This is a genomic window from Streptomyces sp. NPDC021100 (assembly GCF_044333095.1).
Classification (GTDB): domain Bacteria; phylum Actinomycetota; class Actinomycetes; order Streptomycetales; family Streptomycetaceae; genus Streptomyces.
Genome location: NZ_JBIRQH010000001.1, coordinates 658,174 through 672,793 on the forward strand (window position 1 = coordinate 658,174; position 14,620 = coordinate 672,793).

Here is a 14,620-nt window from a genome sequence, read left to right on the forward strand (position 1 = left end):
GCCGTCTCCTCAGCGCAGTTTGGGGTCGAGGGCGTCGCGCACCGCGTCGCCGAGCATGATGAACGCGAGCACCGTCACGCTGAGGAACCCGGCCGGCCAGAGCAGCATGTGGGGGGCGTTGCGGATCTGGTTGGAGGCGTTGGAGATGTCGATCCCCCAGGAGACGGTGGGCGGTTTGAGGCCGACGCCGATGAACGACAGTGTGGCCTCCAGGGCGATGTAGGTGCCGAGCGCGATGGTGGCGACGACGATGACGGGGGCCACCGCGTTGGGCGCGATGTGCCGCAGCAGCAGCCGCCGGTCGCCGGCGCCGAGGGCACGGGCGGCGTGGACGTAGTCGTGCTGCTTGGCGGCGACGACGGCGCCGCGGGCGATCCGGGAGATCTGCGGCCAGCCCAGCAGCACGATGAAGCCGACCACCGGCCAGACGGAGCCACCGGTGACGACGGAGAGGAAGACGAGGCCGCCGAGGATGATGGGAATGCCGAAGAAGACGTCGGCGAGCCGCGAGAGCAGCCCGTCCCACCAGCCCCCGTAGTACCCGGCGAGCCCGCCGAGGACGCTGCCGAGCAGCGCGGATCCGGCGGTGGCGCAGACGCCGACGGTGATGGAGGCGCGGGCGCCGTGGATGGTGCGGGTGAAGACGTCGCAGCCCTGGGCGTCGAAGCCGAAGGGGTGGCCGGGCTGCGACCCCTCCTGGGACTTGGCGAGGTCGCACTGGAGCGGATTGCCGCCCGCGACCAGTCCCGGCCAGACGGCGATCAGCAGCAGGAAGGCGATGACCAGCGCGGAGAGCAGGAAGACGGGGTTGCGGCGCAGATCGTGCCAGGCGTCCGACCACAGGCTGCGCGTCTTCTCGGTGGCGCGCGGGGCGGGTCCGGAGGGAACCTTCGCCGCCGGCCGTTCGAGGGTCTCCGCCTCACGGGACGCCAGCCGCGCGGCGCCGCCGTCGCCCGGGCTGACGGCGGCCGGTCCCTCCGGGGGCTGGGGGTACGGGGGCTCAGACATGGCGGATCCTCGGGTCGAGCACGGCGTAGAGGAGGTCGACGATCAGGTTGGCGAGGAGGAAGACGAGGACGAGGACGGTCACGAAGCCGACCACGGTGGGCGAGTTCTGCCGGAGGATGCCCTGGTAGAGCTGGTAGCCGACGCCGTGGATGTTGAAGATCCGCTCGGTGACGATGGCGCCGCCCATCAGCGCGCCGATGTCCGCGCCGATGAAGGTGATCACGGGGATCAGCGAGTTGCGCAGCAGGTGCCGGACGACGATGCGGTGGCGCGGGAGGCCCTTGGCGACGGCGGTGCGGATGTAGTCGGCGCGGGCGTTCTCGGCGAGCGAGGTGCGGGTCAGCCGGGTGACGTAGGCGAGCGACACCAGGCCCAGGACGGCGCCGGGCAGCAGCAGTTCGGCGAAGGTCGCCTCGGGCGAGACGGACGGCGAGACGACCGCCCACTTCACGCCGAAGAGGTACTGGAGGAGGTAGCCGCTGACGAAGGTGGGGACGGAGACGACGATCAGGGTCACCATCAGCACGGAGGTGTCGGCCGGCCGGCCGCGCCGCAGCCCGCTGACGACACCGAGGGCGATGCCGACGACGACCTCGAAGGCCACGGCGACGATCGTCAGCCGCAGCGTCACCGGGAAGGCGTCCCCCATCAGCTCCAGCACGGGCTGCCCGGTGAAGGCGGTGCCGAAGTCCCCGGTGAGGATCTGGCCCATGTAGTGCAGGTACTGCTTCCACAGCGGCTGGTCGAGGTAGAGCTCGGCGCGGATGCGGGCGGCGACGGCCGGGTCGGGCGCCTTGTCGCCGAAGAGGGCGGCGACGGGGTCGCCGAGGGCGTAGACCATGAAGAAGATGAGGAACGTGCTGCCGATGAACACCGGGATCATCTGGAGCAGCCGGCGGATCACATACCGTCCCATGGGACCCCTCCTCGTGGTGCGGTGGAGACGGGGATCACTTGGCCTTGATCCGCTCGTACACGGGCACGCTGAACTGGTTGAGCGTCACGTCGGAGATCTCGGCGGTGTAGCCGGCGTTCCCGTTCTGGTACCAGAGCGGGATCGCCGGCATCAGCTCGGTGAGGATTCGCTCGGCGTCCTGGAACCTGGCGACCGCCTTCCCGGTGTCGGACTCGGCGTTGGCCTCGTCGACGAGCCGGTCGAAGCGGGCGTCGCTGAACTTGCCGTAGTTGGACGAGGCGTCGGTGTAGTAGGTGGGCTGGAGGAAGTTCTGGATGAGCGGGTAGTCCATCTGCCAGCCGGAGCGGAACAGGCCGGTCAACCGCTGCTGGGTGATCTTGTTGCGGAAGTCGGCGAAGGTGCCGACGGGGTTGACGGTGCACGCCCGGTCGTCGCCGAGGGCGTTGTTGACGCTGTTGCACACGGCGTCCATCCACACCCGGTGGGAACCGGTGTCGACGTTCGAGGTGAGGGTGACCCGCCCGCCGGGCAGTCCGCCGCCCTCCCGGATCAACTGCCTGGCGCGGCCCGGGTCGTAGGTGCAGACCTCGCCGCACAGCCCGGCCTTGTAGCCGCCCTTGTCACCGAGCACGGGTGAGGTCCAGTCGCCCGCGGGGGTCCGGGTGCCGCGGTAGATGCGCCGGGTGATCTGCTCCCGGTCGATCGCCATGGACAGCCCCCGCCGGACCTTCTCCATCCCGGCCTTCGTCCACCGCTCGTCGTACAGCGGGAAGACGAGCGTCTGCAGGATGCCGGCCGGCTGGTTGATGTAGCGGTTCCCGAGGTCCTTGCGGACGTTTCTCAGCTGGGTGCTGGGAATGTCGTCGACAAGGTCGATGTTCCCGGCCTGGAGATCGGTGTACGCGGTGTTGTTGTCGGTGTAGACGCGGAGTTCCACGCCGGTGTTCTCCGCCTTGTCCGGGCCCGGATAGCCGTCCCATCGGCTGAGCCGCATGACGGACCCCCGGGTGTACGCGTCGATCGCGTACGGCCCGTTCCCGACGGGCTTCCGCAGCCACCCCGCGTGGTCCTCGAAGAAGGCCCGGGGCAGCGGGGCGAAGGCCGGGTAGCCGAGGGTGTCGGGCCAGGTGGAGAACTTGGTGCGGAGTTTGACGGTGAAGGTCCTGGGGTCCTTGACGGCGAGCCCGGAAAGGGTCTTGGCGGTCGCCTCCCCCCGAAGCGGATGCACTTTGTCATAACCGTCGACGTAGGCGAAGAAAGCGGCGTTCTTCTGCCGGTTGTCGACCAGTGCCGCATAATTCCACGCGTCCACGAAGGACTGCGCGGTGATCTTCTCCCCGTTGCTGAACGTCCAGCCGTCCTTGAGGCGGACGGTGAAATTCTGGGCGTCGTCCGACTCGATCTTCTCGGCCAGCATGTTCTCGGCGGCGCCGGTCTTGGGGTCGTACCGCTTGAGCCCCCGGAAGATCAGGTCCAGCACCTTCCCGCCCTGCACCTCGTTGGTGTTGGCCGGCTCCAGCGCGTTCTGCGGATCCCCCCACGACGCCCGCACCACCCCCACCGTCCGGCCGTCCACCCCGCCTCCGCACCCGGCGGCGGCCACCGCGGCGAGTCCGACGACGCACAGGGCCGCCCCGGCCCGGCTCCGCACGCCTCCTCGCATGGACTGCCTCCTCGGGGCCGGGGACCGGGTCGGGGCCGGGGTACGGCGGGACGCCGACGCACGGACACATGCGGGACGCCGACGCAGGGACAAATATCACCAATCGGATCACTTGGTGCACTCCCACAGGCGCTGAACGTGCGCCTCGGCGGGGAGAAACCGCCCGGATGCGGGAGTGACAGCCGCCGGCGGGGGCGAGCCGCACCAGGGCACGCCAAGGCGGGGGCGGCGGACCGCCGGCGGCCCTCGTCCGCCGGAAACCCTCCGGAGCGGAAGCCCCCGCGGACGGCGCGGCACGGAGGTGACACAGAATCCCCTGGGACCCGGACGCTCCGGTTCTGTTTCCCTTTCTTTACCGTCCCGCATCCTCCCGTCATGACGCTGTGCATTCCGCCGGGCGCCCTGCGTGGCGCGTCACGCGGGACATCGCAGACGAATACACGGCGGGCGCGACAAGGCGGACACCCGCTTCCGGAACCGATGCACGGCCATCCCTTGATCGCCGCTATTCACCGTGCCTAAAGTCACCGGCAAGTTCGCGAACTCGAATTCCGACTCGCGGGGCTTCACCGCCGCGCGACGAAACGTCAGGGGATTTCTATGCCGAACATGGACTCCGTCGACGCCGCCCAGGATTACCTGGACGTCACCGACCTCGACTTCGACGTGAATGTCCCGGAGACGGACTTCACCGCCACCAAATACGTCGGTGGCACCAGCACGTGCAACAGCTGGGGGGGCCACGTCACCCGCTGTTGGAACTGCAACTGACGACCGGCTCTCACCGGTACCCGGGGGCGGCTTCGGCCGCCCCCGGCTCGCGTCCCGGCCGCGGTCGGCCGCTCACGAGGGGGCAAGACTTGCCGTTCGACCACTACGAAACCGCCGGACCGCTGTTCGTCCGCATGGCCGGTGCACCCCGTACCCGGTACCTCCCCACCGGGGAGACGGACCCCTTGGCGCACATCCGGCGGCTCGCGGCCGACCCGCTGCTGCGCGAGGCGGTGGGAGTCGCCAGCGGCAGCCTCGCCGACGCGCTCGACCGGCTCGACGCCGGCGACGAGCCCGGCCCCAGGGACCTGGCGCGCACCGCCCTCTCCCTGACCCGGTACGCGCTGCGGCACAGCGGCCGGCCCACCCCGTTCGGCCTGTTCGCCGGGGTGGCCGTCGCCCATATCGGACCCGCACGCGTGAAGTTCACCGGGCCGGGCCGGAAGTCCGCCCGGGTGGACGGCGCCTGGCTGGCGGAACGCGTCCGGCGGTGGCTCGCGGTGCCGGAGGTCCGGTGCCGGATCTCCGTGGCCGTCAACGACCTCTGCCGGGTACGCGGCGACCGCCTGCTGCTGCCCGCCGAGCGCGGGGAGGTCTCCGTACGCCGGAACGCCCTGGTCGACTGGGCCCGCGAGACCGCCGCCGCCCCGGTCCCGTACGGCGAACTGCTGGCGAAGGCGGCCGCGACGTTCCCGGACGTGCCGGCCGAACGCGTCGACGGCGCCCTGGCCCAGCTGCTCCGGCACGGCTTCCTGCTCGGTTCGCTCGGCGAACCGGACGTCGACGGGCGGACGCTCGACCGTGTGGCGGAGGCCGTCGCTCCACTGCCGGACGCCGTCGCCGAACTGCGCGGCGTCCGGGCGGCCCTGGCGGCGTACGAACGGACGGACCCGGGGGCCGGTGGCCCGGCCTGGCGCGCCGCCGTGGCGGCCGTCGCCCCCGGCGGCCCGGCGGGGCCCCCGCCCGTCCAGGTCGACCTGGGAGCGGCCGCCGACGTCCGCCTGCCCGAGGCCGTCGCCGAGGAGGTCCGGCGGTACGCCTCCGTGATGTGGACGCTCTCGCCCCGCTGGGCGGCCCTGCCGCACCTGCGGGACTACCAGGACGCGTTCGTCGACCACTACGGCACGAACGGCCTGGTCCCGCTCGGCGAGCTCGTGGACCCGCACCGCGGCCTCGGCCTGCCCGCCGCCTACCAGGACCCCGCCGCCGCACCGCCCGCGCACGACCCCCGGGACGACACCGCCCGCCGGCGCCGCCTGCTGCTGGCCGAGCTGGTGCAGGAGGCCCTGTCCGCGCACGGCGGCGAGCTCCGGCTCGACTCCGGGGTGCTGGCCCTGCTGACGCAGGAGGAACCGTCCGACGCCGAGCGGCGGACGACGCCCCCGCAGTCGCTGGAGCTCTGCTTCCAGCTGCTCGCCGACGACCTCCCGGCCCTGGACCGGGGCGAGTTCCGGCTGGTCGCGGGACCGCACACGGGCTCCTGGACCGCGGGCGCCACCGTCGCGCGGTTCGCCGGGCTCCTCGGCGCCACCGAGGACCTGGCCCGGCTCCTCGGCCGGCTCGACGACGGCCGGGCCCTGCCCGCCCAGGTCGTGTTCCGCCCGAACGACCCGCGCGTCCTCAACCCGATGCGCGTCCCCGCGCTGGTGCCGCACCGCATCCCGGTGGGGGTGTACGCCGATCCCGGCCGGCCGGGCCACCTCGACTGGCGCCGGCTGCTCGTGGGCGTCGACGCGTCGGGGCTGCGGCTGACGGACCCGGCGACCGGCCGCACGGTCCTGCCGGTCGTCCCTCATATGGTCAACCCGCACAAGCTGGCCCCCGGCCCGGCCCGGCTGCTGGTCGACATCGGCCACGGCCGGGGGCGGCCGTGGACGGGCTGGGACTGGTACGGGCTGGAGGACCTGCCGGTCCTCCCCCGGGTGACCCTCGGCAGGATCACCCTCTGCCCGCGCCGCTGGAAGCCGGACCGGCACCTGCGCGCGGCGGCCGCCGATCCCACGCGCTGGGACGCCGCGGTGGCCGCCTGGCGGGACCGCCACGGGGTGCCGGACCTCGTCCAGCTCGTCGTCGACGACCGGGGCCACGGCCTCGACCTCACCGACCCGTGGCACCGCCGGGTGCTGCGGCACGAGGTCCGCGCCGGCGCCCCCTTCGTCGTCACCGAGGACCCGTCGGCCGACGGCACCGGACTGGGCTGGGCCCACGGCCACCGGACCGAGGTGGTGGTCCCGCTGGTCCACCGCCCCGAGCCCGCCGGGCCGGCACCCGCCGCCGCTCCCCGGGCCGCCGCGCCCCTGACCGTCACGCCGTCCCCCCGCACCGGACGGCACCTCCCCGGAGAGGACTGGCTCTACGCGAAGCTGTACGCCGCGGAGGACGCCCACGCCGAGCTCCTCGGCCGGTGGCTGCCCGACCTCGTGCGGGAGGCCGGTGAGGACGCCGACCGGTGGTTCTTCCTCCGCTACCGGGACCCGGACCCGCACCTGCGGCTCCGGTTCCACGGCGAGCCCGGGCCGCTGCACGGCCGCGTCCTGCCCGTTCTCGCCCGGCACGCCCGGTCCTGGCAGGACGCCGGGCTGCTCCGCCGACTGGTCCTGGACACCTACGAGCCGGAGACGGGACGCTACGGCGGCCCCGACGCGCTGCCGCACGCCGAACGCCTCTTCCACCTCGACAGCCGCTCGGCACTCGGCCAGCTCGCCCTGCGCGCCCGGGGCGGACCCAGGCCGCCGGACGAGGTCCTGGCCGCCGCCAACCACGCCGCTCTGCTGGAATCGCTGGGCGACTGGGACTGGTGCGCCTGGGTCGACGCCGTCTTCCCCAAGAGCGCGGAGCACACCGCGTTCCAGCGGCACCGCGCGGCGGCCAGGGAAGCCGTTCTGCCGGGCCGGGCGGCCGCCGGCCTCGCCGCCCTCCTGGGCGCGCCCCACCTGGCGGAGCTGTGGACCGGCGTCCCGGCGGGCCGGGCCTACGGGCCGCTGGTGGTGCCGCACGACACCGCCGCCCTCCTCGGTCTGCTCCACATGCAGCACAACCGGCTGTTCGGCATCGACCGGGACGGCGAGGAGCGGGGCTACGCCGTGCTCCGCGGCATCGCGCGCGACCACCTGGGACGCCGCCGCCACGCCGGGACCGGCACCGGCCCCGGCACGGACCAGGGAAAGGACGCCTGACGTGCGGGCACCCCGCCATGCCGACGAGGCCCGTGCCGTGGCGGCACAGGTGCTCGGCCGGCTCACCGACCCGGAGGCCGTCGAGGCCGGGGCGGGCTATCCGGACCTTCCGGCCGGTCCCGGCGCGGATGCCGACGACCTCTGGGTCGCCCTGTCCCTGACCAACGGCTTCCCCGCCGTCTCGGTCGCCTTCAGCGGCGCCACCGAGCGCCACCCCGCCCACGTCGCGCACGCCCACGCCCACCTGCGGCGGTCGCTCGCGGCGGTGGCCGAGGGCGGCCACCCGCCCGGCGGCCTCTACGCGACGACGAGCGCCGCCGCCTACGCCCTGTTGATCGCGCACCGCGCCACCGGTGGCTACCGCGACGCGCTCGCCCGGCTGGACGTCTACCACCGCGAGCTCGTCCGGCGGGCGCTGCCCCGCGTACCGGCCGAACCCGTCGCCTCCAACGCCGAGTTCGAGGTGATCCGCGGCATGAGCGGCGTGGGGCGGCACCTCCTCGCCCGAGGCGAGAGCGCCGCGGAGGAGACCCGCGCGGTGCTGGAGTACCTGACCGCCATGGCGCTGGGCGGGATCACTCTGCGAGAGCAGGCGGTCCCGCACTGGTGGACGTGGGCCGCGCCCAGGGCGGGCCAGGAGGCCGAACTCCCGGACGGCCACCTCAACCTCGGTCTCTCACACGGCGTGAGCGGACCGCTCGCCCTGCTCTCGCTGGCCTGGCGGTCCGGCGTGGCCGTCGACGGACAGCGGGAGGCCGTCGAGGCCCTCGTCGGACTGCTGGAGACGTGGGCCGTGCCCGACGGCGAGGGGCTGCGGTGGCCGCCGTACCTCACCCTGGACGACTGGGCCGCCGGGCCCGGCGCGCCGGCCGCGCCCTGGCAGCGGCCCTCCTGGTGCTACGGCTCCCCCGGCGTCTCCCGCGCCGTCCAGCTCGCCGCCCTCGCGCTGGACCGCCCCGACTGGCACGACCTCGCCCACCGCTCCCTCCTGCCCCTCCTCTCCCGTCCGGTGGCGGACTGGGGCCTGGAGGACGCCGGCCTCTGCCACGGCTCGGGCGGCGCGCTGCACGTCCTGGGGCTGCTGCGGCGGCACATCGACGACGAGCGTCTCGACGCCGTCGTCGACGAGCTCGCGGCCCTGACCATCGGCCACTTCCGCGAGGAGCACCGCTTCGGCTTCCGCGCCTCCGTCATGAACGCCCCGGAGGGCGCCGACCTCCCCGGCTTCCTCGACGGCGCCGCCGGCACCGCCCTGGCCCTCGACGCCTACGCGCACGGCGGGCGGGTGCACGCGGGGTGGGACATGGCGCTGCTGGTCGACTGAGGCCGGACGGGAGCGGATTACCGCAAGGCGTCCTCGGAGGCACGGGAAGCGGAAATCCGAGGACCGCCCTCCGATTCCCTTCCGGCTCCCTTCCGTCCTTTCCCTGTCCCCGGGCCCCACCCCCTCAGTACGATGCGTCGTCTCGCATTCAATTACCAACCCCCGTCGGTTGCAGCGCAGTTCGGCGGTCGCGGACGACGAGGAGGAACGCGGATGAGCGAGCCGGAACCACGGCATCCGGGGACGGGACGGATGTGTACCAGGGAATCCCCCGTGTCCGGGAATTCCGCCGGGTCGCGATCACCCGCCGGCGCGCTTTTCGACCCGCTTTCCCCGGCTTTTCTCCAGGACCCCTATAAGGTCTATACCAAGTTGCGGCAAGAGGACCCGGTGCACCGCCATCCCGAATCCGGGCTCTGGGTGATATCCCGCTACGAGGACTGCCTGACGGTGCTCCGCGACGACGCGCTGTTCACCGCCGACCCGCGCCGGCTGCGGGATGCCGGAGCACTCGGGCCGGAGCGGGCCGGCACGCTCGCGCCGGAGGACCGGGCGCCGGTGCGGGAGCTGCTGACCGACGCCTTCCGGGCCCAGGACTTCGGCCAGCTGGCGGCGGACGTACGGGAGTTCACCCGGCGGCTCCTCGCGGAACCGGGGACGCGGACGGAGACGGACTTCGTGACCGACCTCGCGATGCCCGTCGCCTCCTACGCGGCCGGGGCGCTGTTCGGCGGCGGACTCGCCCGGCGGGACGGCTTCCTCGACACCTGCCGGGACGCCGCCCGCGGCATGACGGCCGGGGCCACACCCGAGGAGATCGAGGCCGGACTGCGCGCCCGGGCCCTGCTCGGCCAGATGCTGCGCGCCGAGTACCGGTACGCGCACGGCGGCAGCGACCGCCGCGGCGGCGTCCTGCGCTACCTGCGGCTGCACGAGGCCGAGCGGGCGGTCGCCCTCGAAGCGCTGACCGGAGCGCTGTGCGCGCTGCTGTTCGCCGCGCTCAACTCGGGCCCGCGCCTGCTCGGCAACGCCCTGAACGCCCTCGTCCGCACCCCCGGAAGCCTCCACCGCCTCGCCGCCGCGAGCGGCCCCCGGCTGACGACCGCCCTCGACGAGCTCGTCCGCTACGACAGCCCGTTCCAGGCCCAGGACCGGGCGGTGACCGCCGCGACGACGCTCGGCGGACGCCGCCTGGCCGCCGGCGACCGGGTCCGGGTGCTGCTGGGCTCGGCCCACCGGGACCCCGAGGTGTTCCCCCACCCCGACCGGCTGGACCTCACCCGCACCCCGAACCCGCACTTCGCCTTCGGCCTCGGCCCCCACGCCTGCCTCGGCGTCCCCCTGGCCCTCCTCGAAGCACGCGTACTCCTCACCGAGTTCGCCACCGCCCACCCCCACGCCACCCCCGCCGCCCCGGGCCGCCACGAACCCCACCCCACCCTCCGCGGCTTCCTCACCCTCCCGATCGCCCTCGGCCGCTGACACGCGTCAGGGGCTCCCCGGACCGGCCGGGGAGCCCCTGAACGAACGCGACGGGCGGACAACGCGGTTACGCGGCGCCCACCACCTGCTTCTCCTCCGCGAAGTGGCAGGCCGACTCGTGGGCCGCCGGGATCTCCTTGCCCGCGAAGACCTCCGGCACCGCCAGCAGCGGCACCTCCTCGGCGCACTTGTCCTGCGCCTTCCAGCAGCGGGTGCGGAACCGGCAGCCGGACGGCGGGTTGGCCGGCGACGGGACGTCACCGGTCAGGATGATCCGCTCGCGGCCCTCGCGGGCGTCCGGGTCGGGCACCGGCACGGCCGACAGCAGCGCCTGCGTGTACGGGTGGGTCGGGTGGTCGTAGATCTGGACGTCCGTCCCGATCTCGGCCATCTTCCCCAGGTACATCACGCCGACGCGGTCGGAGATGTGCCGGACGATCGACAGGTCGTGGGCGATGAAGATGTAGGAGAGGTTGAACTCGTCCTGCAGTTTCTCCATCAGGTTGACGACCTGCGCCTGCACGGACACGTCCAGCGCGGACACCGGCTCGTCGCAGATGATGATCTCGGGGTTCAGCGCCAGCCCGCGCGCGATGCCGATGCGCTGCCGCTGGCCGCCCGAGAACTGGTGCGGGTACCGGTTGATGTACTCCGGGTTGAGGCCGACGACGTCCAGCAGCTCCCGGACCCGCTTCCGGCGGTCGCCCTTGGGGGCCACCTCCGGGTGGATGTCGAAGGGCTCGCCGATGATGTCGCCGACGGTCATCCGCGGGTTCAGGGACGTGTACGGGTCCTGGAACACCATCTGGATGTTGCGGCGCACGGCCTTCAGGGCGCGCCCGGACAGCTTGGTGATGTCCTGGCCCTTGTAGAAGACCTCGCCCGCGGTGGCCTGCTCCAGCGTCATCAGCAGCTTGGCGACCGTGGACTTGCCGCAGCCGGACTCGCCGACGATGCCCAGGGTCTCGCCCTGGTAGAGGTCGAAGGAGACCCCGTCCACCGCCTTGACCGCGCCGACCTGCTTCTTGAACAGGATGCCCTGCGTCAACGGGAAGTGCTTGACGAGGTTCCGCACCTGGAGGATCGGCTCGCCGCGCTCGACGGGCGCGTCGAGGACGGCCTCCACCTCGGCGGTGGTGCTCGCGTCGGCCACGTGCACGTCGGAGACGTTGGGCGTCGCGTCCACGGTCGCGTCCTCGGTGGACTTCCCGGCAGGCTTCTTGCCGGTCTCAGCCATGGATCGTCTCCTTCCAGAAGTGGCAGGCGCTGGACCGGCCCGGCAGCGCCGCGCCGTCCGCCTCCGCCACGTCGTGCAGCGCCGGGATCTCCGTACGGCAGATGTCCTGCGCCTTGGGGCAGCGCGGGCTGAAGGCGCAGCCCGCGGGGATGTGCAGCAGGTTAGGCGGCAGGCCCTTGATCGCGTAGAGCTCCTGGCCCTTCTGGTCCAGGCGCGGGATCGAGTCGAGCAGGCCCCGGGTGTACGGGTGGGCCGGGCGCTTGTAGAGCTCGTGGACGGGCGCGGTCTCGACGATCCGGCCCGCGTACATCACCGCGATCTTGTCGGCGACGTCGGCGACGACGCCCAGGTCGTGGGTGATGAGGATGAGCCCCATGTTGAACTCCCGCTGGAGTTCGGCCAGGAGGTCCATCACCTGCGCCTGGACGGTGACGTCCAGGGCCGTGGTCGGCTCGTCCGCGATGATCAGGTCCGGCTCCAGGGCCAGCGCCATCGCGATCATGATGCGCTGCCGCATGCCGCCGGAGAACTGGTGCGGGTAGTCCCCGACCCGGTCCTTGGCCGCCGGGATCCGGACGTGGTCCATCAGCTCGATGGCCTTGGCCTTGGCGTCCTTCTTGGACATCCCCTGGTGGATGCGGAACATCTCGCCGAGCTGGTAGCCCACGGAGAGCACCGGGTTCAGGGAGGACAGCGCGTCCTGGAAGATCATGGCGATCTTCGCGCCCCGGAGCTTGCGGCGCTCCTCGCCGGACATCTTCAGCATGTCCTGGCCGCGGAAGAGGATCTCCCCCTTGGGGATCTTCGCGGGCGGCATGTCGAGGATGCCCATGATGGCCTGCGCCGTCACGGACTTGCCGGAGCCGGACTCGCCCAGCACGGCGAGCGTCTCACCCGCGCTGACCGAGTAGTTGACGCCGTTGACGGCCTTGGCCACGCCGTCCCGGGTGTGGAACTCGACGTGCAGGTCGCGGACTTCCAGCAGGGGCCCGGCGTCCGGGCCCTTCCGCTCGGGGGCGTCCGCCGTCTTTTCGATGGTGGTCACGTACGCCTCCCTCAGCGCAGCTTGGGGTCGAGGGCGTCGCGCACCGCGTCGCCGAGCAGGATGAACGCGAGCACGGTGAGGCTCAGGAAGCCGGCCGGCATGAGCAGGGCGTGGGGACCGTCGCGCAGGTCCTTCTGGCTGGCGGAAATGTCCACACCCCAGGAGACCGTCGGGTCCTTCAGACCGATGCCCAGGTAGGACAGGGTCGCCTCGGTGGCGATGTAGCCACCGAGCGCGATGGTGGCGACGACGATCACCGGGCCGAGCACGTTCGGCAGGATGTGCCGGAAGAGGATCCGGCCGGTGCCCGCACCGAGTGCCCGGGCGGCGGTGACGAAGTCCGCCTGCTTCTGCGTGATGACGGCACCGCGCATCACACGGGCGATCTGCATCCAGCCGAAGGCGGTCAGGGCGAAGGTCACCGTCCACACCGTGCGGTTGGTGAACGCCTGGAGCAGCACCAGACCGCCGAGGAGCAGCGGAATACCGAAGAAGATGTCGGTGATGCGGGAGAGCACGGTGTCGATCCACCCGCCGAAGTACCCGGCGAGCATCCCGATGATGCCGCCGACGACGGTGACCGCGAGGGTCACGCAGACGCCGACGATGATCGAGGCCCGGGCGCCGTGGACGGTACGCGCGTAGACACTCTGCCCTTGGACGTTGTAGCCGAACCAGTCCGCCTGGAAGAAGTGCGACCAGTTCGGCCCGGTGAGGTAGTGGTTGCGCAGGTCGGCCTGGCGCGGGTCCACGTCGGTGAAGAGCGTGGGCCACGCCGCCATGAGGATCAGCAGGACCAGCAGGATGCCGGACGCCCAGAAGAGCCAGCTGCGGCGCAGCTCGCGCCAGGCGTCCTGGCCGAGGCTGCGGGCCTTTTCGGAGGACGTCTGCTGGCCGGCCATGGTGGTGAGCTCGGCGGCGGCCGCCACGGTCGCGGCAGAGGTGTCCGCGAAGCCGCCGGACAGGCTGGGGCCGGTACCCATGACCTCGCTGGGGGTCACCTGGGGGGTCTTCTTGTCAGGCATAGCGGATCCTCGGGTCCAGGACTGCGTAGAGCAGGTCGACGACCAGGCTGCTCACGAGGTAGACGAGCACCAGGACCGTCACGACCCCAACCACGGTGGGGCCTTCGCTGGTGATGACGGCCTGATAGAGCGTGTTGCCCACGCCGGGCACGTTGAAGATGCCCTCGGTGACGATCGCGCCGCCCATGAGCACGCCGAGGTCGGTGCCGAGGAACGTGACGACAGGAATGAGGGAGTTGCGCATCAGGTGCACCCCGACGACCCGGCGCCGGGGCAGGCCCTTGGCCACCGCGGTGCGGACGTAGTCGGCGCGGAGGTTCTCCGCCACGGTCGTCCGCGTCAGCCGGGTGACGTACGCCAGCGAGAGCAGGGCCAGCACGACCGCCGGGAGGATCAGCTGGGTGATGTCCTCCGAGTCCCGGACGGTCGGTGCCACCAGCTTCCACTTCACACCGATCAGGAACTGGGCCATGTTGCCCAGCACGAAGACCGGGATGGACACCACGATCAGCGTGAAGATCAGGACCGCCTGGTCCAGGAACTTGCCGCGCCGCAATCCCGTGAGCACACCGAGGCCGATGCCGAAGACCAGCTCGATGACGAACGCGAACAGCGCCAGCCGGATGGTCACCGGGAAGGCGTCCGCCAGCAGGTCGGAGACGGGCCGGCCGGTGAAGCTCTGCCCGAAGTCGCCCTGCAGGAGACCGCTGAGGTAGTCCCAGTACTGCTGGATCAGGGGTTTGTCCAGCCCGTAGTCATGGCGCAGTTTCGCAACTGTCGCCGGATCGGCCGCCTTCGCGCCGAACATCGCCTTGACGGGGTCGCCCGGCAGCGAATACACCATCAAGAAAATAAGCAGCGTGGTCCCGATGAACACCGGGATCATCTGGAGCAGTCGCCTCGCGACAAAGCGCCCCATCGTTCCTCCTGTCGCCGACGGGCCCAGCGGCCGCCGCCTGTTCCTCGTGGGAGG

At 72.2% G+C, this 14,620-nt stretch carries 11 protein-coding genes; 4 read left to right on the top strand and 7 right to left on the bottom strand.

Going from position 1 to position 14,620, the window contains the following annotated elements:
- Nucleotides 1–9: 9 nt before the first annotated feature.
- From ACH4PU_RS03025 to ACH4PU_RS03035, 3 genes are read right to left on the bottom strand one after another with little or no spacing between them, the layout of a single operon-like run.
- On the bottom strand, nucleotides 10–1,008 hold the full coding sequence (locus tag ACH4PU_RS03025) for an ABC transporter permease (RefSeq protein ID WP_398264912.1): 999 nt from the start codon (nucleotides 1,006–1,008) through the stop codon (nucleotides 10–12).
- Complete coding sequence (locus ACH4PU_RS03030) at nucleotides 1,001–1,924, bottom strand: ABC transporter permease (protein ID WP_398264914.1); 924 nt, start codon at nucleotides 1,922–1,924, stop codon at nucleotides 1,001–1,003. Before ACH4PU_RS03030 ends, ACH4PU_RS03025 begins: the two co-directional genes overlap by 8 nt.
- A gap of 34 nt (nucleotides 1,925–1,958) precedes the next feature.
- A complete protein-coding gene (locus ACH4PU_RS03035) occupies nucleotides 1,959–3,587 on the bottom strand; it encodes an ABC transporter substrate-binding protein (protein WP_398264916.1) in 1,629 nt (542 codons plus the stop codon).
- A gap of 609 nt (nucleotides 3,588–4,196) precedes the next feature.
- Between ACH4PU_RS03035 and ACH4PU_RS03040 the strand changes: the two genes are divergently transcribed.
- The 4 genes from ACH4PU_RS03040 (at nucleotide 4,197) to ACH4PU_RS03055 (ending at nucleotide 10,340) form a co-directional block, all read left to right on the top strand.
- Nucleotides 4,197–4,358 carry a hypothetical protein gene (locus tag ACH4PU_RS03040; RefSeq protein ID WP_398264918.1) on the top strand — a complete coding sequence of 54 codons (162 nt, stop codon included), beginning with the start codon at nucleotides 4,197–4,199 and terminating at the stop codon, nucleotides 4,356–4,358.
- A gap of 89 nt (nucleotides 4,359–4,447) precedes the next feature.
- On the top strand, nucleotides 4,448–7,534 hold the full coding sequence (locus tag ACH4PU_RS03045; RefSeq protein WP_398264920.1) for a lantibiotic dehydratase: 3,087 nt from the start codon (nucleotides 4,448–4,450) through the stop codon (nucleotides 7,532–7,534).
- A 1-nt stretch (nucleotide 7,535) separates the two neighbouring features.
- Entirely contained in the window at nucleotides 7,536–8,858 is a 1,323-nt protein-coding gene (locus ACH4PU_RS03050; RefSeq protein ID WP_398264922.1) for a lanthionine synthetase C family protein, read from the top strand.
- A gap of 390 nt (nucleotides 8,859–9,248) precedes the next feature.
- Entirely contained in the window at nucleotides 9,249–10,340 is a 1,092-nt protein-coding gene (locus tag ACH4PU_RS03055; protein ID WP_398264924.1) for a cytochrome P450, read from the top strand.
- Between the two features lie 67 nt (nucleotides 10,341–10,407).
- On the opposite strand, the gene ACH4PU_RS03060 is transcribed toward ACH4PU_RS03055, so the two are convergent.
- From ACH4PU_RS03060 to ACH4PU_RS03075, 4 genes are read right to left on the bottom strand one after another with little or no spacing between them, the layout of a single operon-like run.
- Nucleotides 10,408–11,577, bottom strand: coding sequence for an ABC transporter ATP-binding protein (locus tag ACH4PU_RS03060; protein ID WP_398264926.1), 1,170 nt, complete (start codon nucleotides 11,575–11,577; stop codon nucleotides 10,408–10,410).
- Nucleotides 11,570–12,622: an ABC transporter ATP-binding protein gene (locus ACH4PU_RS03065; protein WP_398264929.1), complete on the bottom strand. Its 1,053-nt coding sequence runs from the start codon at nucleotides 12,620–12,622 to the stop codon at nucleotides 11,570–11,572. Before ACH4PU_RS03065 ends, ACH4PU_RS03060 begins: the two co-directional genes overlap by 8 nt.
- A gap of 11 nt (nucleotides 12,623–12,633) precedes the next feature.
- The gene (locus tag ACH4PU_RS03070) at nucleotides 12,634–13,647 is read right to left on the bottom strand and encodes an ABC transporter permease (protein ID WP_398264933.1); all 1,014 of its coding nucleotides are present in this window, start codon (nucleotides 13,645–13,647) and stop codon (nucleotides 12,634–12,636) included.
- A complete protein-coding gene (locus tag ACH4PU_RS03075; RefSeq protein WP_398264936.1) occupies nucleotides 13,640–14,566 on the bottom strand; it encodes an ABC transporter permease in 927 nt (308 codons plus the stop codon). The genes ACH4PU_RS03070 and ACH4PU_RS03075 overlap by 8 nt, the downstream gene beginning before the upstream one ends.
- Nucleotides 14,567–14,620 lie beyond the last annotated feature (54 nt).